The organism is Streptomyces odontomachicola (assembly GCF_039605595.1).
Lineage (GTDB): Bacteria > Actinomycetota > Actinomycetes > Streptomycetales > Streptomycetaceae > Streptomyces.
Genome location: NZ_JBCFOK010000012.1, coordinates 256,468 through 280,010 on the forward strand (window position 1 = coordinate 256,468; position 23,543 = coordinate 280,010).

Sequence of the window (23,543 nt, forward strand, 5' to 3'; positions counted from 1 at the left end):
TGCTGGAGGATCCGTGGACCTGTCCCTGTCGACCCGGACCGTTGGCGATCGCACGATCGTCGAGGTCGGTGGCGAGATTGATGTATACACCGCGCCCAAGCTGCGCGAGCAGTTGGTCGAGCTGGTGAACGACGGCAGTTACCACCTCGTCGTGGACATGGAAGGCGTCGATTTCCTGGACTCCACCGGCCTCGGTGTGCTCGTCGGCGGGCTCAAGCGAGTACGTGCCCATGAGGGCTCGCTGCGCCTGGTGTGCAACCAGGAGCGCATTCTCAAGATCTTCCGTATCACCGGTCTGACCAAGGTGTTCCCCATCCACGGCTCGGTCGACGAAGCCGTGGCGGCCACCGATTGACCTGCCGCGGGCCCGTTCGCGGGCCCGCGGAGCCGACCCGGACGCGAGGCCAGGGCACCCCAGCCCGGCCTCGCGAGTGATCTAGCAGGACCGAGGGGGATGGCATGGCCACCGTGGAACTCCGCTTCAGCGCGCTGCCCGAGCATGTGCGCACGGCGAGGCTGGTGGCCGCCGCCGTGGCGCGCCGGGCCGGAGTCGACGAGGCCGTGCTGGACGAGGTCCGGCTCGCGGTCGGCGAGGCCTGTACGCGCGCCGTCGGCCTGCATCTCAGCAATGGCGTGGACAGCCCGGTGCGGGTCGCGCTGATCGAGGAGGAGAAGAAGTTCTCCATCGAGGTCGGCGACGAGGCTCCGCCCGTCACGCACCCGTCAGGCCGGCCCGAAGAGGCGGGTGCGGAGGCCCTGTTGGTGCCGGGCGCACGCAATGGCCACGGCGGTTCCGACGGAGCCGACGAGGAGGCGGACGGCGAGATGGGTCTCGCCGTCATCAGCGGACTCGTCGACGACGTCGAGGTCACCGCCGACGAGCGGGGCGGCGTCATCAGGATGAGCTGGCCCGCCGCGCCGGAGCCCGTGATCCCCTGACCCCTGTCGGGGCACGGCAGCGCCGGGTTTCCGGCGCGGCGGCGGGCTTCCGGAGCCGCCGCGCCCCCGGCGTCCGTCCCGGACGGCGTACGCAGTGCCGTCCACCGCAGTTCCGCAAGGGACCCCCGGCCTTTTCGGCCGGGGGTCCTTCGCGCGTGCGGGGCGGTGTGGACGGTTCCGCTCCGTACGGCGTGGCCGCGGCGTAGGCGGTGCTGTACGCGGCCGTGCGGGCGGTGGCGCGGCGCGCGGCCTGCGGGTGATCCCCGAAGGGGCGGCCCGGGCGGTCGCGGCGTACCCGAATCCCGTACTCTGCACGGCGGTTGAGGCGCGGCAGGGGGCCGGAGCGCGCCTCCGGCCTGGCGTTCCGCGAGGCGTGAAGAGCCCCGGACGCCGTGCGTGCGGGGCCGGATTTCCCGGACGGGCGCCGCGGAATGATCTTTTTTATGGGGGATCAGCTTTACGGCGTCAGCCCTTTTGTAAAGCTCGCCCGTGCGGGCGAAATATCTCCCCGAGTTTTTCCTGATCTCGCCTGTCACAGCCGAATTACCAGTGCTGCGCCCTGTTTTGATGCGGTGCCACTCCCTACAATCCGTCCACATCTTCGCAGCAGGAGCCGAGGGCGCTCCTCCCTTGGCGCGCCCCTGCCCCCAACGTCAAGGAGGACGAATGGCGGGGCATCTCACCCCACTTCAGGACCACCGACTCCAGAATCCGCACTATCTCGCCGATGCCGTTCTCACCAGCGGAAACAGAGGTCTGGTCATCGGGATCGCGGTGATCGCGCTGGCGGCGCTGGGCGTGGCGCTGGTCTTGGTACGTCAAGTGCTCGCCGCGGGCGAGGGCACCGACAGCATGAAGAAGATCGCAGCTGCCGTGCAGGAAGGCGCCAACGCCTACCTCGCACGGCAGTTGCGTACCCTCGGCATTTTCGCCGTGGTGGTCTTCTTCCTGCTGTTGCTGCTGCCGGCGGACGATATGAACCAGCGGCTCGGCCGTTCGTTCTTCTTCCTGGTCGGGGCGGCTTTCTCGGCCGCCACCGGCTATATCGGAATGTGGCTGGCGGTGCGCAGCAATGTGCGGGTCGCCGCGGCGGCGCGGGAGGCCACCCCGGACGAGGGGGAGGCAGGACGCGATCTGACCGCGGTGGCGCACAAGGCGATGAAGCTCGCCTTCCGTACGGGCGGCGTGGTCGGCATGTTCACCGTGGGCCTCGGGCTGCTCGGCGCGGCCTGCGTGGTGCTGGTGTACGCGGCCGACGCGCCCAAGGTGCTGGAGGGCTTCGGCCTCGGCGCGGCGCTGATCGCGATGTTCATGAGGGTCGGCGGCGGCATCTTCACCAAGGCCGCCGACGTCGGCGCCGACCTGGTCGGCAAGGTCGAGCAGGGCATCCCCGAGGACGACCCGCGCAACGCGGCGACCATCGCCGACAACGTGGGCGACAACGTCGGCGACTGCGCCGGCATGGCGGCCGACCTCTTCGAGTCGTACGCGGTGACGCTGGTCGCCGCGCTCATCCTGGGCACCGCGGTGTTCGGGGACAGCGGCCTGGCGTTCCCGCTGCTGGTCCCGGCGATCGGCGTGATCACCGCGATCATCGGCGTGTTCGTGGTCGCCCCGCGGCGCTCCGACCGCAGCGGCATGACGGCGATCAACCGCGGGTTCTTCGTGTCCGCTGTGATCTCCCTCGTACTGGTCGCGGCCGCGGCGTACGTCTATCTGCCCTCCAGCTACGCCGACTTGAAGGGCGTGGCGGGTGACGACGCGAAGGCGATCCTCGGGCACGAGGGCGATCCGCGGGTGCTGGCGATCGTCGCGGTCGCCATCGGCATCGTGCTCGCGGCGGTGATCCAGCAGCTCACCGGGTACTTCACGGAGACCAGCAGGAAGCCCGTACGGGATGTGGGCAAGACCTCCCTCACGGGGCCCGCGACCGTGGTGCTCTCCGGCATGTCGCTCGGGCTCGAATCCGCGGTGTACACCGCCCTGTTGATCGGGCTCAGCGTGTACGGCGCCTTCCTGCTCGGCGGCGGCACGGTGATGCTGGCGCTGTTCGCGGTGGCGCTGGCCGGTACGGGCCTGCTGACCACCGTCGGCGTGATCGTGGCGATGGACACCTTCGGGCCCGTCTCCGACAACGCGCAGGGCATCGCGGAGATGTCCGGCGACGTCGAGGGCTCGGGCGCGCAGGTGCTCACCGACCTGGACGCGGTCGGCAACACCACGAAGGCGATCACCAAGGGCATCGCCATCGCGACCGCGGTGCTCGCCGCGTCCGCGCTCTTCGGCTCGTACCGCACCGAGCTCGGGCAGGCGCTGGACAAGGCGGGCCAGGGCGGCAGCAAGATGCTGGAGCTCCTCGACATCGCGCAGCCCAGCACGCTGGTGGGGCTGATGTTCGGGGCGGCCGTGGTGTTCCTCTTCTCCGGTCTGGCGATCAACGCGGTGTCCCGGTCGGCCGGCGCGGTGGTGTACGAGGTGCGGCGCCAGTTCAAGGCCAAGCCCGGGATCATGGACTACACCGAGAAGCCCGAGTACGGCCGCGTGGTGGACATCTGCACCAAGGACGCGCTGCGCGAGCTGACCACTCCGGGACTGCTCGCCGTGATGGCGCCGATCTTCGTGGGCTTCACCTTCGGGGTGGGCGCGCTGGCCGCGTTCCTGGCGGGCGCGATCGGCGCGGGCACCCTCATGGCGGTGTTCCTCGCCAACTCCGGAGGCGCCTGGGACAACGCGAAGAAGCTGGTCGAGGACGGCCACCACGGCGGCAAGGGCAGCGTGGCGCACGAGGCCACGGTCATCGGCGACACGGTGGGCGACCCGTTCAAGGACACCGCGGGCCCGGCCATCAACCCGCTGCTCAAGGTCATGAACCTGGTGGCGCTGCTGATCGGTCCCGCCGTCGTGCAGTTCAGCTACGGCGACGACGCGAGCGTGGGCATCAGGGCGGTGGTCGCGGCCCTCGCCGTCGCGGTGATCGTGGGTGCCGTGTACGTCTCCAAGCGGCGCGGCATCGCGGTGGGTGACGAAGACCACGCGGAAAGAGTGGCGAACCCGGGTGATCCGGTGACGGCTTCCTGATTCCCGGGCCGAAAACCCGTACATAGCGGACTTAGCAGTCCCAACTCAGGGGTGGGCGGGGCGCGTTGGCGCCCCGCCCACCCTTACGTGGTGTGACGGATGTCCCAGAATCGGCCGTGGTGGAACCGGTGCGCTTTTAGTGCAAACGGCTGCAATCCCGGACAGAAGCTTCCTGTGACTCGCCGCTGACGGCTGTGAGGCGTGTATGTTCCGGGCCGAACAGCCACGGAAGGGACCGATCCGGTGAACAAGAAGCTAGCGGCCGCGCTGTCCGGCAGTGCGGTGCTCGTCCTCGCGCTGTCCGGCTGCGGGGACGACAGTGCGGAGAAGACCGACGCGTGGGCCAAGAAGGTCTGCGACCAGGTCGGCCCGCAGGTCACGAAGATCAACAAGGCGAACTCCGAGATGGACGCCGCCTCCAAGGACAAGAAGAAGTCGGCGAAGGAGGTCCAGAAGACCGACTCCACCGCCTTCGGGCACATCGCCGGCGCCTACAACGCGCTGGGCAACGCGGTGAACAAGGCGGGCGCGCCGCCCGTGGACGACGGGGCGAAGCTGCAGAAGGACGCGGTGAAGGAGCTCAAGACGCTCTCCGCCAAGTACCGCGGCCTGAAGAAGCAGGTCGACGGCCTGGACGCGAAGGACTCCGCGAAGTTCGCCAAGGGCCTGCGCGGCCTCGCGCCGAAGCTGGACGAGCTCGGCAAGAGCGGCGACAAGGCGCTCCAGAAGCTCCAGTCCGGCGACGTCGGCAAGGCCATGGCCAACCAGGACGGCTGCAAGCGGCCCTCGTCGGCCGCCACGCCGAGCTCCTGAGGCGGCCGGGCCCGTGAGCCTCCGGGCTCCCGGGCACGCGGCCGCGCGCCGTCACCGAAACCCCGGCCGTCCCGTGCCGGCGGAGCGGTGGGTCGCCGTACGATCCGGCGTCCACCGCTCCGCCGCGGGGACGGGGCGACGCGACACAATGGCCGGGTGAGTACCAGTCAGCCCCTCCCCCAGGCACACCCCGACCGCACCGCACGGCTGCGCGAGGCCCTGCTCGCCGCCGGATTCACCGCCGACGGACTGCTCGAACTGCTCGGCGCCCCGGCGTACGCGGCGCTCGGCCGCAGCGAGACGGTGCCCGCGCTGCGCGCCACCCGCGGCGACGGCCCGCTGGAAACCCTGGTGCAGCTCTTCCTGCTCCAGCAGCCCGCCACCCGCGAAGCGGCCGCCGCCGCGCTGCCCTTGGAGGACGCGCTCACCGACGGCTGGCTCGTGGAAGCGTCCCCGGAAGACTCCGCGACCCCCGACTCCGTGCGCGCCACCGTCGACCTCCGCCCCTACGGGGGCCCCGAGGGTCAGGACTGGTGGATCGTCGCCGACCTCGGCTGCGCCGTCGGCGGCGCCGGGGGCAGCGCCTCGCGCGCCGAGGACGTCGTGCTCGGCGTGGGCGGCGCCTCCACCACGCTCGCCGGGATCACCGTGCGCACCCCGGTGGCCCGCGCCCTCGACCTCGGTACGGGATCCGGCATCCAGGCCCTGCACGCCGCGCAGCACGCCACGAAGGTCACCGCGACCGACCTGAACCCGCGCGCGCTGGAGTGCACCCGGCTCACCCTCGCGCTCTCCGGCGCGCCCGAGGCCGATCTGCGCGAGGGCTCGCTCTACGAACCGGTGGAGAACGAGGAGCCGTACGAACTCATCGTCTCCAACCCGCCGTTCGTGATCTCGCCCGGCGCCCGGCTCACCTACCGGGACGGCGGCATGCGCGGCGACGACGTGTGCCGCACCCTCGTACGGAACGCGGCGGAGCGGCTCGCCGAGGGCGGCTACTGCCAGCTGCTCGCCAACTGGGAGCACCGGGACGGCGAGGACTGGCGCGAGCGCGTGAAGTCCTGGGTGCCGAGCGGCTGCGACGCGTGGATCGTGCAGCGTGAGGTGCAGGACGTGAACCAGTACGCGGAGCTGTGGCTGCGCGACGCCGGGGACCACCACGCCGATCCGGCGGCGTATGCGGAGCGGTACGACGCCTGGCTGGACGAGTTCGAGGAGCGCGGCACCCGGGCCGTCGGGTTCGGGTGGATCACGCTGCGCAGGACGGCGGCCGAGCGCCCCTCGGTGATCGCCGAGGAGTGGGCGCACCCGGTGGAGCAGCCGCTCGGCGAGGTGATCCGCGCGCACTTCGAGCGCCAGGACTTCCTCCGCGCCGTGGACGACGCGGCCCTGCTGGACTGCCACTTCACGCTCGCGCCCGAGGTGGTGCAGGAGCAGGTCGGGCTGCCCGGCGCCGAGGACCCCGAGCACGTCGTGCTGCGCCAGCACCGCGGGATGCGCCGGGCCACCACCGTGGACACGGTCGGCGCGGGCTTCGCGGGAGTGTGCGACGGGACGCTCCCCGCGGGCCGGATCCTGGACGCGATCGCCCAGCTCGTGGACGAGGACTCCGTCGTGCTGCGCGAGCGCACCCCCGAGTCGATCAGGCTGCTCGTGGAGCAGGGCTTCCTGCTGCCCGTGGAGGAGCCCGAGCAGGCCGCGAAGCTCTGAGCGACCGGGGCTGACGACGGCTCCCGCGGCCCAGGCTGCACGCGGACCAAGCTGCGCGCAGTCCAAGCTGTACGCGGCCCGAGCTGCGCGCAGCCCAACCCCGCACGGCCCCGCGTCACCCGCCAACGGCGCGCCGTTCACCCGGAGTTCGGCCGGGGGACGGCCGCCGGTGCCAGGCTGCGGGGCATGGAGAGTGCACCCGCCGTCTTCGCCGGCTCGGCCCTCGCGGTGTTCGGGACCGGGCTGCTGCTGTGGATCACAGTACGTACACGGGCAGGACGTCCTGTCGTAGAGGAAGTGGCCGGAACCGCGCGGCACCAGCCGGGCGCGGTCGTACTGGCCGGACTTTTCGGAGTGATTTCGCTCATCACCGGCGTCTGGCTGCTGCTCACGGTCTGATCGCCCCTGGTCGGAGGGCATCCGGCGGAGCCGCGGCGGGGGAGGGAAGCGGGGCGTGCGCAGGGGGCGCGAAGCCGTTCCCCGCCCCCGCGGACCGGCCGTGCGGCCGGAAAACCGGTGGGCACCGGACGGCAGGATGGATGGTTGTCGGGTTACCGTTCGAGTGGCGTTGCGGACTTTTACCGTTTGACACGGGGGCGGGAGGTACCGTCACACTCCGCAGCGACACCGATGCCGTACGCCTACTGCCGACCGGAGAGAAGAGCCGAAGTTGTCCCCGACCAGCGACACCGCAAACGGCGGGCGCCGACTCGTGATCGTCGAGTCGCCTGCCAAGGCTAAGACGATCAAGGGCTATCTCGGCCCCGGCTTTGTGGTGGAGGCCAGCGTCGGGCACATCCGCGATCTCCCGAACGGTGCCGCTGAGGTCCCCGCCAAGTACAAGGGGGAGCCCTGGGCCCGGCTCGGCGTCAACGTAGATCATGACTTCGAACCCCTCTATGTCGTCAACAGCGACAAGAAGGACCAGGTGAAGAAGCTCAAGGATCTGCTGGCCGAATCCGACGAGCTCTATCTCGCCACGGATGAGGACCGCGAGGGCGAGGCCATCGCCTGGCACCTGCAGCAGGTGCTCAAGCCCAAGGTCCCGGTGCGGCGCATGGTGTTCCACGAGATCACCAAGGACGCCATCCAGGACGCGGTCCGGCATCCCCGCGATCTGAATCAGCGCCTGGTCGACGCCCAGGAGACCCGCCGCATCCTCGACAGGCTGTACGGCTACGAGGTCTCCCCGGTGCTGTGGAAGAAGGTCATGCCGCGGCTGTCGGCGGGCCGCGTGCAGTCGGTGGCCACCAGGCTCGTGGTCGAGCGGGAGCGCGAGCGCATGGCGTTCCGCTCCGCCGAGTACTGGGACCTGGCCGGAACGTTCGCCACGGGGCGGGCGGGGGACGCCTCGGACCCGGGGACTTTCGGCGCGAAGCTCACCACCGTCGACGGCAAGCGGGTCGCGCAGGGCCGCGACTTCGGCGCCGACGGCCAGCTCAAGAACCCCGACCAGGTCCTGCACCTGGACGAGGAGAACGCACGGGCGCTGGCCTCCGCGCTGGAGGACACCGCCTTCACCGTGCGCTCGGTGGAGTCCAAGCCGTACCGCCGCTCGCCGTACGCGCCGTTCCGCACCACCACGCTCCAGCAGGAGGCCAGCCGCAAGCTGGGCTTCGGCGCGAAGCGCACGATGCAGGTGGCGCAGAAGCTGTATGAGAACGGCTTCATCACCTATATGCGTACGGACTCCACCACGCTCTCGGACACCGCGATCACCGCGGCCCGTTCGCAGGTCACGCAGCTCTACGGCAGCGACTACCTGCCGGACAAGCCCCGTACGTACGCCGGCAAGGTCAAGAACGCGCAGGAGGCGCACGAGGCGATCCGCCCCTCCGGCGACAGCTTCCGCACCCCGGCGCAGACCGGCCTGAGCGGCGACGAGTTCAAGCTGTACGAGCTGATCTGGATGCGCACCGTCGCCTCCCAGATGAAGGACGCCACCGGTCAGTCGGTGACCGTCAGGGTCGGCGGCGCCGCGTCCGACGGGCGGGACGCCGAGTTCAGCGCGACCGGCAAGATCATCACCTTCCACGGCTTCCTCAAGGCGTACGTGGAGGGCTCCGACGACCCCAACGCCGAGCTCGACGACCGCGAGCGCCGTCTGCCGCAGGTGAACGAGGGCGATCCGCTGACCGCCGAGGAGATCACCGCGGACGGCCACGCGACCAAGCCGCCGGCCCGCTACACCGAGGCCACGCTGGTCAAGGAGCTGGAGGAGCGGGAGATCGGCCGCCCCTCGACGTACGCCTCGATCATCTCGACCATCCTCGACCGGCGGTACGTCTTCAAGAAGGGCACCGCGCTGGTCCCCTCCTTCCTCTCGTTCGCCGTGGTCAGGCTGCTGGAGGAGCACTTCGGGCGGCTCGTCGACTACGACTTCACCGCGAAGATGGAGGACGACCTCGACCGGATCGCCGCGGGCGACGCCGAGGCGGTGCCGTGGCTGCGGCGCTTCTACTTCGGCGGCGAGGGCAGCGGGGACGGCTCGGCCGCCGACTCCGGCAACGGCGACGGCGACCACCTGGGCGGCCTCAAGGAGCTTGTCTCCGACCTCGGCGCGATCGACGCCAAGGGCATCTCCTCCTTCCCGGTCGGCGAGGGCATCACGCTCCGCGTCGGCCGTTACGGCCCGTATGTCGAGGGTCCCGCGGAGAAGGAGGACGAGCCGGGGCCGCGCGCGGACGTGCCGGACGACCTGCCGCCGGACGAGCTGTCCGTGGAGTACGCGAAGGAGCTGCTCGCCAAGCCGAGCGGCGACTTCGAGCTGGGCACCGACCCGGAGACCGGCCGCCCGATCGTGGCGCGCGACGGGCGGTACGGCCCGTACGTCACCGAGGTGCTGCCCGAGGGCACCCCGAAGACCGGCAAGAACGCGGTCAAGCCGCGCACGGCCTCGCTGTTCAAGGACATGTCCCTGGACACCATCACGCTGGAGCAGGCGCTGAAGCTGCTGTCCCAGCCGCGTGTGGTGGGCACCGACCCCGAGTCGGGCAACGAGATCACCGCGCAGAACGGCCGGTACGGCCCGTACATGAAGAAGGGCACCGACTCCCGGTCGCTGGAGACCGAGGAGCAGATCTTCACCATCACGCTGGAAGAGGCCCTGGAGATCTACTCCAAGCCGAAGCAGCGCGGGCGGGCCGCGGCCAAGCCGCCGCTCAAGGAGCTGGGCACCGACCCGCAGACCGAGAAGCCGGTGGTGGTGAAGGACGGCCGCTTCGGTCCGTACGTCACGGACGGCGAGACCAACGCGACGCTGCGGAAGGACGACGACCCCGAGTCGATCACCCCCGAGCGCGGCTTCGAGCTGCTCGCGGAGAAGCGCGCGAAGGGGCCGGCGAAGAAGACGGCCAAGAAGGCCGCGGCGAAGAAGGCCCCGGCCAAGAAGACGGCGGCGAAGAAGACCACCGCGAAGAAGACGGCGGCCAAGAAGACCACCGCTTCCAAGAGCGCGGAGTCGAAGAGCGCCTCGTCCAAGAGCACGGCTTCCAAGACCACCGCCAAGAAGACCGCGGCGAAGAAGACGACGACCGCCAAGAAGACGACGGCCAAGAAGACCGCAGCCAAGAAGACGGCGGCGGCCGGAGCGCAGGCCGGCGGTCAGGACTCCGACGGTCAGTGACCGTGAGCCCCGGGCGGCGTGCCGTGCAGGAACGGTGCGCCGCCGCGGGGCTTCGTCGCGTTCGGGGTCCTTTCGCGGCCCGTTCCGGGTCTCCGGCCCCTTTCGAGGTCCTTTTCGTGGTCCTTTCGAGGCCTCGGCGGCCCGTGGGTCCCGCCTCAACTCCCGTACGCGGGCTGCCCGTTGACCCGTGCGCGGGGCCGTGCGCAGCGCCGTACGCGGGACCTGCCGGGCTCCGGCGGCGTACGGGCGCCCACGTGAACCTCACAAATCACACCAGCCCCACGAGTTTGTCGGAGCACCGGCACAACAGGTCGGCCGCTCGCTATACGCTGGCAGGATGACGCGTGCAGAGCAGCCAACGGGCGTGACCCCGCCACCCCCCGACGACGCACTCGCCGCTGAAGCCCGCGAAAGTGCCGTCGGTGCCCTGCTGCGCTACCCGCCGCTGCGGCGGCTGTGGAGCGCGCAGGTGACCGGTTCCATCGGCGATGCGCTGGGGCTGCTGGTGCTGGTGCTGCTCGCCGTGCAGGCGGCGGCGGCCCAATCGGCAGCGGGCAACCCGGTGTTCGGCGGCGGCTATCGCGGCATCGCGCTGGTCGTGACCGTGGTGTTCGCACTGCGGATGCTGTCCACGCTGCTGTTCGGCGCCGTGCTGCTGGGCCCGCTGACCGCGCTGGTCTCCCCGGCGCGCGCGGCGAAGGACAAGGGCGCGGCCGGCGACAGGAGCGGAGCCGGGGAGTCGGGCGAGGGCGGCGAAGGCGAGGCCGGCACGGCGGGCAAGGGCGGCGCCGGGGCCAAGAGCTTCCGGGACGGCCGCGGCCTCAAGGGCCTGCTGGACCGGCGCTGGACCATGTTCGGCACCGACGTGCTGCGCGCCCTCGCGCTGATCGTCGCTCCGCTCTGGGTCGACTGGACCCCGGGCGTCTCCCTCCTGATGGTCCTGATCACGGTCTTCGTGACCGGCGCGGCCGAGCGCTTCTGGACCGTCGCGCGGGACAGCGCGGCGCCCGCGCTGCTGCCCGCGCCGCCCATCGAGGGCTCGGCCGTGCGTCCGATGCCCGACCACCACGACGCGCTGCGCAGGCTCTGGCTGCGCACCGGCTTCATCGCGCTGCCGGCCGCGGCCGCGGGGTTGGTCGTGGTGTCGCTGGTCAGCAACGTCTTCGGCGCAGGGATCGAGTGGTTCCACACCCACCAGGCGGCGCTCGGCTCGTATGTCGCCGCCGGCCTGTTCGCCGCGGCGTTCTCCACCGTGTACTTCCTGGAGCTGCCGGACACGGCGGCCCCGCGCCCGCGCTCGCCTCTGGAGGGCCTGCGCCGTCCCAAGAAGGCCGACGGCGAGGGTCCCGACAAGGGCCGCACCGGCGCCATCCCGCTGCTGGTGCTGGCGTGCGCCGCGATCGGCGGCGCCATCGCGGCCGCCGTCGCGCTCGCCCCGCTGCACTCAGCGGACCTGGGCGGCGGCCCTGTCGGCTTCGGGCTGCTGGTCACCGCGCTGACCGGGGGCACGGCCGCGGGCATCAGGCTCGCGCCGCGCGTGCTGCCCACGCTGTCCCGGCGCAGGCTGCTGGCCCTCGCCCTCGCGCTGACCGGCGTCGCGCTGCTCGCCGCGGGGATCGTCGGCGACACCGCGACGGTGCTGGCCCTGGCCCTGCTCGCGGGCGTCTCAGCGGGTGTCGCCGCGCACACCGGGCACAGCCTGCTGGACCTGGAGACGGACGCCCCGCGCCGGCCCCGTACGACCGATCACCTCCAGGCGGTCGTGCGCACGGTCATCGCGCTGTGCGCGCTGGCGGGTCCCGTGCTGGCCGCGCTGATCGGCCACCACAGGATCCAGAAGGGCTCCTTCGTCATCGACCACGGCGGCGCCGCCTTCACGCTGATGCTGGTCGGCGCGCTGCTGCTGCCCGTCGCCGCGCTGGTGCTCTCCCGTACGGACGACCGCCACGGCGTACCGCTCCGGCGCGACCTGCGCGAGGCCCTCGGCGGCGGCCGCCCCAAGCAGGCCCCCGCGGCGAGCGGCTTCTTCATCGCGCTGGAGGGCGGCGACGGCGCGGGCAAGTCCACGCAGGTGGAAGCCCTCGCCGAGTGGATCCGCAACAAGGGCCACGAGGTCGTCGTCACCAAGGAGCCCGGCTCGACGCCGATCGGCAAGCGGCTGCGCTCGATCCTGCTGGACGTCTCCTCGTCCGGGATCTCGCACCGCGCCGAGGCCCTGCTGTACGCGGCCGACCGCGCCGAGCACATCGAGACCGTGGTCCGGCCCGCGCTGGAGCGGGGCGCCGTGGTGATCTCCGACAGGTACATCGACTCCTCCGTCGCGTACCAGGGCGCCGGCCGCGACCTCTCGCCGACCGAGATCGCGCGGATCTCCCGCTGGGCGACCGACGGGCTCGTGCCGCATCTGACGGTGCTGCTCGACGTGTCGCCGGAGACCGCGCGCGAGCGCTTCACCGAGGCGCCGGACCGGCTGGAGTCGGAGCCCGCCGAGTTCCACGAGCGGGTGCGCTCCGGCTTCCTCACGCTGGCCTCGGCCGATCCGGCGCGCTATCTGGTGGTCGACGCGGGCCAGGAGGCCAGTGTGGTCACCACCGCCGTACGCCACCGCCTCGACCAGGTCCTCCCGCTCTCCGAGCAGGAGATCCAGGCCCGCGAGGAGGCGCGCAGGGCAGCCGAGGAGGAGGCCCGCAGGAAGGCCGAGGAAGAGGCCGCGCGCAAGGCCGAGGAGGAGCGCCTGGAGCGCGAACGCCAGGAGCAGATGGCCAAGCTGCGCGCGGAAGAGGAAGAGCGCAAGCGCCGCGAGATCGAGCTGGAGAAGCAGCGCGAGGAGGCGCGGCGCGCCGAGGAGGCCCGCCAGCGCGCGGAGGAGCAGCGCCGCCGCGAGCAGGAGGAGCGGGAGCGCAGGGAGGCCGAGGAGCGCACGCGCCGCGAGGAGATCGAGCGGCAGCGGCGGCTCGCCGAGGAGGAGGCCAGGCTGCGCTCGGAGGCCGAGGAGCGCCGCCAGGAGAAGCAGCGCAAGGCCGAGGAGGCGCTGCTGCGCGCCGAGGAGCAGCGCCGCGCGGCGCAGGCGCCGGAGCCCGACGGTTCGGACGCGGACACCGCGCAGCTTCCGCAGGTCCAGCCGCCGGAGGAGGCCGAAGCCGAGCGCACGGCCGTGCTCCCGCAGGCGCAGGAGCCGCGCGGCGGCGCGGACGACGAGACGGCGGTGATGCCGCAGTACCGCGCGGACCGGGCCGACGAGGACGAGACGACCGTGATGCCGCGGTACGGGTCAGGCGCGGGTTCCGACCCGGGCTCCGGCTCGGATGAGGAGAGCACGCGGGAGGTCCCGCAGGTCGACCCCGAGACGGGGCGGCCGGCGCGGCGCCGTTCGGACTGGGCCGAGGAGACCCCGCTCGACAACGAGACGACGCTCGCCGACGAGCTGCTCGGCCCGCGATACGAGGCCGAGTACGGCTCGGACGAGGACTCCGACTCCGGCCGCCGCAAGGGGCGTTGAGCCGGCGGGACACCGGTCATCCGGGGGCGGCATCCATGCGGGTGCCGCCCCCGGTCGCGTGCGGGGGTCGCGTGCGGGTCGCGTGTAGGGGGCTCGCAGGGGGCAGGCACGTCGCCGCCGTCCAGGCCCTTACGGGTTCCCGTACGGGCTCTCGTACGAGGTCGGGTACGGGGTCTCGTACGAGAGCCCGGCGCGCGGTCGCGCCCGGGCACAATGGAGGCCGGCGTAAGGAAGGGGACAGGACACGATGGCGGTCTGGGACGACCTGGTCGGGCAGGAGCGCCCGACGGAGCAGCTGAGGGCCGCCGCGCGGGACGCGGACGCGTTCGTCACGGCGGAGGCCGAGGCGCACGGCTCGGCCGCGCTCTCCGGCTCGTCCATGACGCACGCGTGGCTGTTCACCGGGCCGCCCGGGGCCGGACGGGCCACCGCGGCGCGGGCCTTCGCGGCGGCGCTCCAGTGCGTGAGCCCCGACCGCGCGCTCGGGGGCGCCCCCGGCTGCGGCTTCTGCGACGGCTGCCACACGGCGCTGGTCGGTACGCACGCCGACGTCGAGGTCGTCCGCACCGACCTGCTCAGCATCGGCGTCAAGGAGACCCGCGACCTGGTGCGCAGGGCGCAGATGTCCCCCTCGGGCGGCCGCTGGCAGGCCATCGTGCTGGAGGACGCCGACCGGCTCACCGAGGGCGCGGGCAACGTGCTGCTCAAGGCCGTCGAGGAGCCCGCGCCGCGCACGGTGTGGCTGCTGTGCGCGCCCTCGACCGAGGACGTGCTGCCCACCATCCGCTCCCGCTGCCGCCACCTCGCGCTGCGCACCCCGCCGGTGGACGCGGTCGCCGACCACCTCGTACGCAGGGACGGCATCGCCCCCGACATGGCGGCGTACGCGGCCCGCGCCACCCAGGGCCACATCGACCGTGCCCGCCGCCTGGCCACCGACGAGCGGGCACGCGCCCGGCGCGACGCGGTCCTGAAGCTGCCCGCGCGGGTCGACGACGTGGGCGGCGCGCTCAAGGCGGCGCAGGAGCTGATCGACGCGGCGGGCGAGGACGCCAAGCAGGTCGCCGAGGAGCTGGACGCCAAGGAGACCGAGGAGCTGCGCGCCGCGCTCGGCGCCGCCGAGGGCAAGCGGCTGCCGCGCGGCACCGCCGGCGCGATGAAGGAGCTGGAGGACAAGCAGAAGCGCCGCGCCACCCGTACCCAGCGCGACTCCCTCGACCTGGCGCTCACCGACCTCACCGGCTTCTACCGCGACGTACTCGCGCGCCAGCTCGGCTCCGAGGTCGCGCTCGCCAACGACGAGGCACGCGACGTGGTCGCGCGCATCGCGGACCAGTCGGGACCCGAGCAGACCCTGCGCCGCATCGAGGCGGTCCTCGACTGCCGCGGCGCCCTGGACCGCAACGTCGCGCCGCTGCTCGCGGTCGAGGCGATGACGATGGCGCTGCGCGCGGGCTGAGCGCCCGGCCGTCCCGTTTTCGCCGAGGGGGATGACCCGGGTGCCCTTCACGTACGGCTGACTTGATCGTCCTGCGGGTACGCTCGCCGCACCTGCCGTACCGCCGGACCTGTCGCAGACGGGCCGTCGTTCACCGAGGGATGGATACATGGCCAAGGCCACCAGGCGTCGCCCGTTCCGCACCTCATCGGCCGCGTTCCTCGCCGCGGCGCTGGTGGTGATGTCCGGCTGCTCCTCGGGCGGTTCGGACCCCGACGCCTCCAGCGGCAGGTCGCAGGGCCCCGGCAGCAACGAGAACGCCATCGGCGACAAGGACGCGGCCCCGCTGAAGCCGCTCCCCGCCAAGGTGCCGGGGAACCTCAAGCCGTACTACGAGCAGAAGCTGAGCTGGCGCGACTGCGGCACCGAGGGCTTCCAGTGCGCGACCCTCAAGGCCCCGCTGGACTACGGGAATCCGCAGCCTGACAAGGACCTCAAGCTCGCCGTCACCCGCAAGAAGGCCGACGGGGGCGGGGGCAAGAAGCTCGGCTCGCTGATGGTGAATCCGGGCGGGCCCGGCGGCTCGGCCGTCGAATACGTACAGCAGGCCGCCGGCATCGGCTATCCGCCGCAGGTGCGCCAGCGGTACGACATCGTCGGCATGGACCCGCGCGGGGTGGCCCGCAGCGCGCCCCCGGTGAAGTGCCTGAGCGACAAGGAGATGGACGCCTTCACGCAGGCCGACCAGACCCCGGACGACAAGGGCGAGGAGAACAAGCTCGTCACCTCGTTCAAGGACTTCGCGAAGGGCTGCGAGAAGCGTTCAGGCGACCTGCTCGCGCACGTCTCCACCAAGGAGGCCGCGCGCGACATGGACGTGCTGCGCGCGGTGCTGGGCGACAAGAAGCTCAACTACACCGGCGCTTCGTACGGGACCTTCCTCGGCGCGACGTACGCGGGCCTCTTCCCGCAGCGCTCCGGGCGGCTCGTGCTGGACGGCGCGATGGACCCCTCGCTTCCCGCCGAGCGCGTCAACCGCGACCAGACCGGCGGCTTCGAGCTGGCCTTCCAGTCCTTCGCCAAGGACTGCGTGAAGCGCAAGAACTGCCCGCTGGGCACGAAGAACGTGGCCGATGCCGGGAAGCGGCTGAACGCCTTCTTCAAGAAGCTGGACGCGAAGCCCGTCGCGACGGGGGAGTCCCGCAAGCTCACCGAGTCCCTGGCGACGACGGGTGTGATCCGCGCCATGTACGACGAGGGCTCCTGGGGCGGCCTCCGCACCGCGCTGGCCAAGGCCCAGAAGGGCAACGGCTCCCAGCTCCTCTCGCTCGCCGACGAGTACTACGAGCGCGATCCCGACGGCAGCTACGGCAACATCATGTACGCCAACCCGGCCGTCAACTGCCTCGATCTGCCGCCCGCCTTCAAGGGCCCGAAGGACGTCGAGAAGGCCGTACCCGCCTTCGAGAAGGCGTCCCCGGTCTTCGGCCGCGGCTTCGCCTGGGCCGCGCTCAACTGCGGCTACTGGAAGCAGAAGCCGGCCGGTGAGACCCACCGCATCGCCGCGAAGGGAGCCGACCCGATCCTCGTGGTCGGTACGACGCGGGACCCGGCGACCCCGTACTCCTGGGCCCGCGGCCTGGCCGGCCAGCTCTCCTCCGCCCGCCTCCTGACGTACGAGGGCGACGGGCACACCGCCTACCTGCGCGCGGGCCCGTGCATCAACGACGCGGTCGACAGCTACCTGCTGACGGGCCGCAGCCCCAAGGACGGCACCCGCTGCGCGGCGGGCTCCTAGCACCTCGTTCGGAGCACCCCCGATTACTGTGTAGACTTGTCCGCGCTGCGGCTGCCACGCTGGTCGCACGCGGCAAGCCGCCTTAGCTCAGTTGGCCAGAGCGACGCACTCGTAATGCGTAGGTCGGGGGTTCGACTCCCCCAGGCGGCTCACTCCGGGACCCCAGGTCAGATTCCTCTGGCCTGGGGTTTTCTCGTTCATCGGATGCGGCGACGCCTCTTCGCGCGGGCCGCGCGGCGGTCCGCAGTCTCAGTTTTGGTCTCAGACGTGGCCCGTGGCGGCGGCATGAAGGCGTCTCCCATGCGCCGCATCGCCTCCTTCGAGAGGTGGGACCGACCCTTCACGTAGCGACGCGTCTGGCTGATCTGGGTGTGCCGGAGGATCTCCATGATCGTGGGCATGTCGACGCCGAGCTCGTTCAGGACCGTGTCCGCGGTGTGGGCGGCTGCCGTTGCAGCCGGGCGCCGCACGCGTGCGGGTTCTTGCAGCCGTGGCGTCATGTGAGGCGCTGGAGCTGCCACTTGGGGTGGAACAGCTCAGCCTCGAAGTCCACGAACGGCCAGCGCAGGCCCAGCGTCTCGCCCTGCCGGAAGCCCATGCCGACGCCGACGATCCAGTGCATGAAGGTCGGGCGCTTGGCGGCGGACTAGGAACGCCTTCCGCCTCGTGCCCGAAGCCGTTCGCCGACGTGATCCGCCAGCGGATCGAGGACGGCACCTAACTGCCGCGCACCCGCGTCCTCTCGGTGGTCGCGCCATGCTCAACGAGTTCGGCATCGCGACCTCGACCGGCCAGAAGGTGCACCGGGCACTGTGCGAAGAGGGGCTGATCTACACCGAGCCGGGCATGGGTAGCTTCGTCGTCAAACGCTAAGGTCCGGCTTCAAGGAGAAAGCTTCGTGCTCGTCCCGATCCATAACCCCGACGGCGACCCCGTACTGCGTCGTGGCGAGCGGCTGGTGCGCTACGGGGGGATGCTGCCGATGCTGGCGGTGCTCGCCTACATCGTCATTGCCGGACTCGCCTCGCATCTGGTGCACATCGACCGGGATTTGTGGCGGAATGCCTACTACGCCTGGGTGGCCGCCGTCGTGGGGGCGGGACAGATTGCGATTTGGCTCGGCATGTACTTCGTGCAGCGCTCGCGGGGCTGGGAAAGCAACGTGCTGACGTACTTCTGGGTCGGCGCAGTCGTCAACACGATCGCTGTGGTGCAGTTGTTCACGGTGAGTCTGCTCTGGATTCCGTGGGTCGCGCCCGTCCTGGCGACCCTTGCCAAGCGGCGCTCTGTGCAGCAGCGCATGCAGGCAGAAGGCGGGACCACCACGTGATGGAGCTCGCAGAACGGGTCGTGTAACTGTGGGACGGCCGCGTACCAGGGTGGGGGCTGCGTGCAGCGCCTGGGTGCCGGAGGCGGTCGCGGTGGTCTGTGTGCCGTGGCTCACCAGCTTGAAGGGACCCCGGGTCAGATGCTTCTGGCCTGGGGTCTGCGTCGCCGCACCCGCTGTCGTCTGAGACGTCTTGCGGATGTGATCAGAGGGTTCAGGTACTGCGGGGGTCTGACGTTGGCCGACGGGTCTGCTTCGAGGTGTATGTAGCATGCACCCTGACCAAGATCGGATTACTGAACAACGGGGTGACAGCATCATGCAGCCAGTCAGGCGAACGCGCGCCGGCATCGCGGCGGGCGTCCTTGCCGCCAGTACCGCCATCGCACTCCTGAGTGCGCCCGCCGCGCAGGCGGCGCCCGAGAAGCAGGTGGTCGCGCACAAGGGCAACTACTCGATCATCGTGACCTACCAGCACAGGTCGGGGACCTCCAAGCGGTCGATCAGCATGATCGCCATCGACAAGAACGTGTCCAAGCACAGCGGCACCAAGTACGGCCGCTGGCTGTACAAGAAGCCGGGTGGCTCGGCGCACGTCGGCAAGTCCTGGCGGAAGGCGCCCTACGGCTCGCAGGACAGCAAGCACTGGTACGAGGCCCAGTGGGGCCACCGCTTTCACCACAGCGGCATGAGCTTCCCCAAGGGGACCAAGTTCTGCGGGCAGTTCAAGGGCTACGCGACGAAGGCCTGCGTCACGTTGAAGTGACCGCCGGCGCTGACCTTGGGGGCGGAGCCGCACAGCACCGGCTGTGCGGCTCCGCCCCTCGGGGTTGCTGCCCTTGCCCTGATGCCGCTCAGTCCACGTCGACGTCTATGTCGACGTCCACGTCCCTCGCCTGCTGGTGGTGCTGCTCGCGCATGCGGTCCAGTTCCCTGCGGTCGCGTTTTGTGGGGCGGCCCGCTCCCGGGGCTCGGCGGGGGACTGCCAGGGCCGGCTCGCGGGGCGGCGGGGGCGGGCTGTTGTCCTCGTAGCATTCGGCGGCCACGGGGGCGCCGACGCGTTTGCGGATCAGTTGCTTGACCTTGACGACGCGTTCCTGGCCGCCGGATCTGCGTACGCGTACCTCGTCGCCGGGCTGGAGGCCGTGCGCGGGCTTCACGCGCTCGCCGTTGACGCGTACGTGGCCGCCGCGGCAGGCGGTGGCGGCCTGCGCCCTGGTCTTGGTCAGCCGGACCGACCAGATCCAGACGTCGACCCGTACGGTGCCCTCAACTGAAGCCATGGGTACGACTCTACGTTCCGGTGCGGGTGCGACGTGGCCTGGTTTGTGCCTGATCCTGGGGGTCTGTGGAACCGGGGGCGTTGGTAGCGTGTCGTACTCCATGACCGCGGTGTGTGTGCCACCCGGGCCCGCCCGCGCACCAGGCGATGAGGAGCCCTTCTCGTGACCCAGATCGCGCTAGGTCCAACCTGGCTGGACCCGGACTACCTGATTCCGACCTTCGGTCTGATCGGGATTCTGGTGATCGTCTTCGCCGAGTCGGGGCTGCTGATCGGCTTCTTCCTGCCCGGTGACTCGCTGCTGTTCACCACGGGCCTCCTGGTGGCCACCGGCCAGTATCTGCACTATCCGCTGTGGCTGGTGTGCCTGCTGGTGGTGATCGCCGCGGTGCTCGGCGACCAGGCGGGCTTCCTGTTCGGGCGGAAGGTGGGGCCCGCGCTGTTCAAGCGGCCCGACTCGCGGCTCTTCAAGCAGGAGAACGTGGAGAAGGCGCACGAGTTCTTCGAGAAGCACGGCGCGAAGTCCCTGGTGCTCGCGCGCTTCGTGCCCATCGTGCGGACCTTCACGCCGATCATCGCCGGCGTGAGCCGCATGCGGTACCGCTCCTTCGTCACCTTCAACGTGATCGGCGGCGTGCTCTGGGGCGCGGGCGTCACGCTGCTCGGCGCCGCGCTCGGGCAGATCGACTTCGTACGGAAGAACATCGAGGCGATGCTGGTCGCGATCGTGCTGCTGTCGGTGGTCCCGATCGCGATCGAGTACCTGCGGGCGCGCCGCAAGACCGCCAAGGAGGGGGCCGGGGCCACCGCGAGTGCGGCCGTCGCCGGAGCGGACGACACGGCGCCGATGCCCCCCGTCGGAGGCGCGGAGGCCCCCGGCGCGCAGGGCCCCCAGCAGCCGCCGCAGCCCCCGCAGGGCCGCGGGCGCCACGCACGCCGCTGACGGCCGAGCCGCAGACGGCAGAAAGAGCGGTGGCCCGGACACGATCTCGTGTCCGGGCCACCGCTCTATGCCGGGAGGTACGCGTTACCGCGCCGGCTCCGGCGTCTGGGCCGGAGGCGCCTCCTGCCCGGAGTCCGAGTCGGAGCCCGAGCCCGACGAGGGATCGTCCCGCCCCGGCAGCACCTTCGCCAGCCACTCCGACTTGCTCGCGGCCAGCGGAGCGATCACGGCGAGGATCAGCACGTACCCGGCGATGAACGGCGAGAGCCGCTCGTCGAGGTCGGCCGTCGCGGCCATGGTCGCCAGGATCAGCGCGAACTCGCCGCGGGCCAGCAAGGTCGTGGCCACGTTGGCCGAGGGGCCCGGGCCGAATCCGTACAGCCGCGCCGCCGCCATCCCGGCGAACACGTTCATCACGATGGTGAGCGTCACGGCGATCAGCACGGGGACCGCGACCGAGGGCAGGTCGCCCGGGTCGATGGAGAGGCCGAAGGCGAAGAAGAAGATCGCGGCGAAGGCGTCGCGCAGCGGGTGCACCAGTTCCCTGATGCGTTCGGCGGAGGAGGTGTTGCCCAGCATCAGGCCGACCATGAAGGCGCCGATCGCGTCCGCGACGCCGAACACCTCGGCGATGCCGGACACCAGTACCGCGGCGCCCAGGAACGAGATGACCAGCAGCTCGTTGTCCTTGATCGCGAACATCCGGCTGATGATCCGGGTCCCGAAGCGCGCGGCGACGGCCAGCACCAGCAGGAAGGCGAAGGCCTTGCCGACCTGGAGCAGCGCGCTGCCCGCGTCCTCGGCGCCGGCCAGCACGGGCTGGAGCGCGGCCAGGTAGAGGGCGAGGAAGATGTCCTCGACGACGATGATCCCGAGGATGGGTTTGGTCTCCGGATTGCCGATCCGGCCCAGGTCGACCAGCACCTTGGTGACGATCGCGGAGGACGAGATGCCCAGGACGCCCGCGAGCACCAGGGCCTCCGAGGTGCCCCAGCCGAGCAGGAAGCCGAAGGCGAGCCCGGCGCCGACGTTCAGCGCGAGATAGACGCCGCCGGCCGTGGCCATCTTCCGGCCGCCCGCCTTGAGGTCGTCCATGTGGAACTCGAGGCCGAGGTAGAAGAGCAGCAGTACGAGGCCGAGCGCGGAGAGCATCTCCAGCTCTTCGGGGTCGTGTACGAGCACGAAGCCCGGGGTGTTCGGGCCGAGCAGGATGCCCGCGAGGATGAACAGCGGGATCGTCGGCAGGCCGATGCGGTTGCCCAGGCGGGCGAGCACCGCGGCGGCGACGAAGGCGCCGCCCATGGCGAGCAGGGTGTCGGCATGACCCATGTCACACCGTCCCGGCTATGGAGCGCAGGTCGTGCGTGGAGAGTCTGGCGGGCGTCAGCGAGTCGATGATTCCTCCTGTGCGTCCGGACGACTCGGTCAAGAGTGCGTCAAGAAAGCGTCAATACTTAGCTTAACAAATGACCTTGGGGAGGGTGGGCAGGGGTGGCGAATCCGGACATGTGGGCCCAACTGGGCCCCGTGATAAGGGAGTTGGCAAAGAAACGGCCGGGCCCCGCCCAGGGACCCGGCCGTTTCTGCTCTGCGGGGGCGTCAACGCCGCGGCAGCGCTCCGGTCAGCCGCTTGAGCCACGGCCAGACCAGGATCAGCGCGATCACGGCGTACACCGTCACGGAGAACGGGGTGTTGACGAGCCCCGTGACGCTGCCGTCGCTGATCTGGAGCGCGCGGCGGAGCTGCTGCTCGGCCGAGGGGCCGAGGATCACGCCGATCACGGCGGGCAGCACGGGCAGCCCGTAGCGCCGCATCATCAGCCCGAGCAGGCCCACGATCAGCAGGATCACCAGGTCGATGGGCTGGCCTCCCACCGCGTACGCGCCGACCCCGGCGAAGAAGAGGATGCCCGCGTACAGGTACGGGCGCGGGATCCGGAGCAGCTTCGCCCAGACCGGCGCGAGCGGGAGGTTGAGCACCAGGAGCAGCACCATGCCGACGAACAGCGAGGCGATCAGGCCCCAGACCAGCTCGGGCTCGCGCTCGAAGAGGAGCGGGCCGGGCTGGATGCCGTACTGCTGGAAGGCGGCCAGCATCACCGCGGCGACCGCGGTGGTGGGCAGGCCGAGGGTGAGCATGGAGACCAGGGTTCCGGCGGCCGAGGCGGAGGCGGCCGACTCGGGCCCGGCGACGCCCTCGATGGCGCCCTTGCCGAAGTCCTTCTTGTTCTTGGAGAGCCGCTTCTCGGTGACGTACGAGAGGAAGGTGGGGATCTCGGCGCCGCCCGCGGGGATCGCGCCGAAGGGGAAGCCGATCAGCGGGCCTCGCAGCCAGGGACGCCAGGTCCGGCGCAGGTCGGAGCGCCCGAGCCAGGGCGTGCCCACGGGGATCGACTCACCAGTGCCGCGACGGAGATGGGCCGCGACCCACAGTGCCTCGCCGATCGCGAAGAGGCCGACCGCGACGATCACCACGTCGATGCCGTCGGAGAGCTGGAGGCTGCCGAAGGTGAGCCGCTGCTGCCCGGTCATCTGATCCAGCCCGATCAGGCCGAGGGTGAGGCCGAGGAGGAGGGAGGCGAAGCCGCGTACGCGCGAGGAGCCCAGGACCGAGGTGACCGCGATGAAGGCGAGGACCATGATCGCGAAGTAGTCGGGCGCGCCGATGTCCACGGCGAGCGAGGCGACCGTGGGCGCGAGCAGGACGAGCAGGATCGTGCCGACCATGCCGCCGGCGAAGTGGCCGATCGCGGCGGCGGCGAGCGCCTGCGCGCCGCGGCCCGCCTTCGCCATCGGGTTGCCCTCGATCGCGGCGACCACCGCGGCGCTCTCACCAGGGGTGTTGAGCAGGATCGAGGTGGTGGAGCCGCCGAACATCCCGCCGTAGTAGATGCCGGCGAACATGATGAAGGCGCCCACCGGGTCGAGCCCGTACGTCACCGGCAGCAGCAGTGCGACGGCCATCGCGGGGCCGATGCCGGGGAGCACGCCGATGGCGGTGCCGAGCAGCACGCCGATCGCGGCCCACAGCAGGTTGAGCGGGGTCAGCGCCGTACCGAAGCCGTCCAGGAGGGAGGTGAGGGAATCCATG

16 protein-coding genes, 1 tRNA gene and 1 pseudogene are annotated in these 23,543 nt (G+C 71.2%); 14 read left to right on the forward strand and 4 right to left on the reverse strand.

Annotated elements, in window-relative coordinates:
• The first annotated feature begins 13 nt into the window (after nt 1-13).
• The 11 genes from bldG to ABEE00_RS22830 all read left to right on the forward strand — a co-directional run bounded on the left by bldG (nt 14) and on the right by ABEE00_RS22830 (nt 17,050).
• Nucleotides 14-355: an anti-sigma factor antagonist BldG gene (bldG, locus tag ABEE00_RS22780; protein WP_019547857.1), complete on the forward strand. Its 342-nt coding sequence runs from the start codon at nt 14-16 to the stop codon at nt 353-355.
• A gap of 104 nt (nt 356-459) precedes the next feature.
• Nucleotides 460-939: an ATP-binding protein gene (locus ABEE00_RS22785; protein WP_345747469.1), complete on the forward strand. Its 480-nt coding sequence runs from the start codon at nt 460-462 to the stop codon at nt 937-939.
• 666 nt (nt 940-1,605) lie between these two features.
• Complete coding sequence (locus ABEE00_RS22790; protein WP_345747470.1) at nt 1,606-4,017, forward strand: sodium-translocating pyrophosphatase; 2,412 nt, start codon at nt 1,606-1,608, stop codon at nt 4,015-4,017.
• Nucleotides 4,018-4,260: 243 nt separating this feature from the next.
• Nucleotides 4,261-4,830 carry a small secreted protein gene (locus ABEE00_RS22795; protein ID WP_345747471.1) on the forward strand — a complete coding sequence of 190 codons (570 nt, stop codon included), beginning with the start codon at nt 4,261-4,263 and terminating at the stop codon, nt 4,828-4,830.
• Between the two features lie 156 nt (nt 4,831-4,986).
• A complete protein-coding gene (locus ABEE00_RS22800; RefSeq protein ID WP_345747472.1) occupies nt 4,987-6,540 on the forward strand; it encodes a DUF7059 domain-containing protein in 1,554 nt (517 codons plus the stop codon).
• Nucleotides 6,541-6,726: 186 nt separating this feature from the next.
• Nucleotides 6,727-6,939, forward strand: a complete 213-nt coding sequence (locus ABEE00_RS22805) for a hypothetical protein (RefSeq protein ID WP_345747473.1) — start codon at nt 6,727-6,729, stop codon at nt 6,937-6,939.
• Between the two features lie 271 nt (nt 6,940-7,210).
• The gene (topA, locus tag ABEE00_RS22810) at nt 7,211-10,165 is read left to right on the forward strand and encodes a type I DNA topoisomerase (RefSeq protein ID WP_345747474.1); all 2,955 of its coding nucleotides are present in this window, start codon (nt 7,211-7,213) and stop codon (nt 10,163-10,165) included.
• A 337-nt stretch (nt 10,166-10,502) separates the two neighbouring features.
• Nucleotides 10,503-13,664 carry a dTMP kinase gene (tmk, locus tag ABEE00_RS22815; RefSeq protein ID WP_345747475.1) on the forward strand — a complete coding sequence of 1,054 codons (3,162 nt, stop codon included), beginning with the start codon at nt 10,503-10,505 and terminating at the stop codon, nt 13,662-13,664.
• A gap of 247 nt (nt 13,665-13,911) precedes the next feature.
• Entirely contained in the window at nt 13,912-15,123 is a 1,212-nt protein-coding gene (locus ABEE00_RS22820; protein ID WP_345747476.1) for a DNA polymerase III subunit delta', read from the forward strand.
• 148 nt (nt 15,124-15,271) lie between these two features.
• Nucleotides 15,272-16,900, forward strand: coding sequence for an alpha/beta hydrolase (locus ABEE00_RS22825; protein WP_345747477.1), 1,629 nt, complete (start codon nt 15,272-15,274; stop codon nt 16,898-16,900).
• Between the two features lie 76 nt (nt 16,901-16,976).
• A tRNA-Thr gene (locus ABEE00_RS22830) sits at nt 16,977-17,050 on the forward strand.
• 47 nt (nt 17,051-17,097) lie between these two features.
• On the opposite strand, the pseudogene ABEE00_RS22835 reads toward ABEE00_RS22830, so the two are convergent.
• A pseudogene (locus tag ABEE00_RS22835) lies at nt 17,098-17,546 on the reverse strand (tyrosine-type recombinase/integrase); the annotation flags it as partial.
• Nucleotides 17,547-17,798: 252 nt separating this feature from the next.
• On the opposite strand from ABEE00_RS22835, the gene ABEE00_RS22840 reads away from it, so the two are divergent.
• Nucleotides 17,799-18,230 carry a hypothetical protein gene (locus ABEE00_RS22840; RefSeq protein WP_345747478.1) on the forward strand — a complete coding sequence of 144 codons (432 nt, stop codon included), beginning with the start codon at nt 17,799-17,801 and terminating at the stop codon, nt 18,228-18,230.
• Nucleotides 18,231-18,546: 316 nt separating this feature from the next.
• Nucleotides 18,547-18,993 carry a hypothetical protein gene (locus ABEE00_RS22845; protein ID WP_345747479.1) on the forward strand — a complete coding sequence of 149 codons (447 nt, stop codon included), beginning with the start codon at nt 18,547-18,549 and terminating at the stop codon, nt 18,991-18,993.
• A gap of 88 nt (nt 18,994-19,081) precedes the next feature.
• Here the strand turns inward: ABEE00_RS22845 and ABEE00_RS22850 are convergent, their stop codons facing one another.
• A complete protein-coding gene (locus tag ABEE00_RS22850) occupies nt 19,082-19,510 on the reverse strand; it encodes an RNA-binding S4 domain-containing protein (RefSeq protein ID WP_345747480.1) in 429 nt (142 codons plus the stop codon).
• Nucleotides 19,511-19,672: 162 nt separating this feature from the next.
• Here ABEE00_RS22850 and ABEE00_RS22855 point away from each other — a divergent pair, with 162 nt between their 5' ends.
• Nucleotides 19,673-20,452: a DedA family protein gene (locus ABEE00_RS22855; RefSeq protein ID WP_345747481.1), complete on the forward strand. Its 780-nt coding sequence runs from the start codon at nt 19,673-19,675 to the stop codon at nt 20,450-20,452.
• Between the two features lie 84 nt (nt 20,453-20,536).
• Here ABEE00_RS22855 and ABEE00_RS22860 read toward each other — a convergent pair whose 3' ends face one another.
• A complete protein-coding gene (locus ABEE00_RS22860; RefSeq protein WP_345747510.1) occupies nt 20,537-21,754 on the reverse strand; it encodes a cation:proton antiporter in 1,218 nt (405 codons plus the stop codon).
• Nucleotides 21,755-22,051: 297 nt separating this feature from the next.
• Nucleotides 22,052-23,542: a tripartite tricarboxylate transporter permease gene (locus ABEE00_RS22865; RefSeq protein ID WP_345747482.1), complete on the reverse strand. Its 1,491-nt coding sequence runs from the start codon at nt 23,540-23,542 to the stop codon at nt 22,052-22,054.
• Nucleotide 23,543 lies beyond the last annotated feature (1 nt).